Origin of the sequence: Sulfitobacter dubius (genome assembly GCF_027214245.1) — a bacterium.
Taxonomy (GTDB): Bacteria; Pseudomonadota; Alphaproteobacteria; order Rhodobacterales; family Rhodobacteraceae; genus Sulfitobacter; species Sulfitobacter dubius_A.
Genome location: NZ_JAPWHM010000049.1, coordinates 1 through 257, shown reverse-complemented (window position 1 = coordinate 257; position 257 = coordinate 1). Strand labels below are relative to the sequence as shown.

Sequence of the window (257 nt, the reverse complement as noted above, 5' to 3'; positions counted from 1 at the left end):
GTCTTTCCGTCCGCATAAAGCGTTATCCAGTCTGTCGGTATGCGGTGTTGTCCCCAATCAATGTCGGTCATCAACTGCTGAGAATCTTCAATCAAGGTCCACAAGTTAGCTAGATAGCTACGTTCAGCGAAGTCGCGCCAAGCGGGGAAGATGAAATAGGAAGGGTTTAAAGTTATCGAGTCTTGCGCGGTAAAACCGCTGCGCCCAGGAAGCATCACTTTACGACCTGCAAAGTCTATAACTGTATGGTTGAGCAC

Annotated in this window: 1 protein-coding gene; it reads right to left on the bottom strand. The window is 48.6% G+C overall.

What is annotated here, in order from left to right; translation table 11 throughout:
- Nucleotides 1-257: glycosyl hydrolase family 8 (locus O4H31_RS19555; RefSeq protein ID WP_269348183.1), on the bottom strand; the 257-nt coding region annotated here is incomplete at both ends.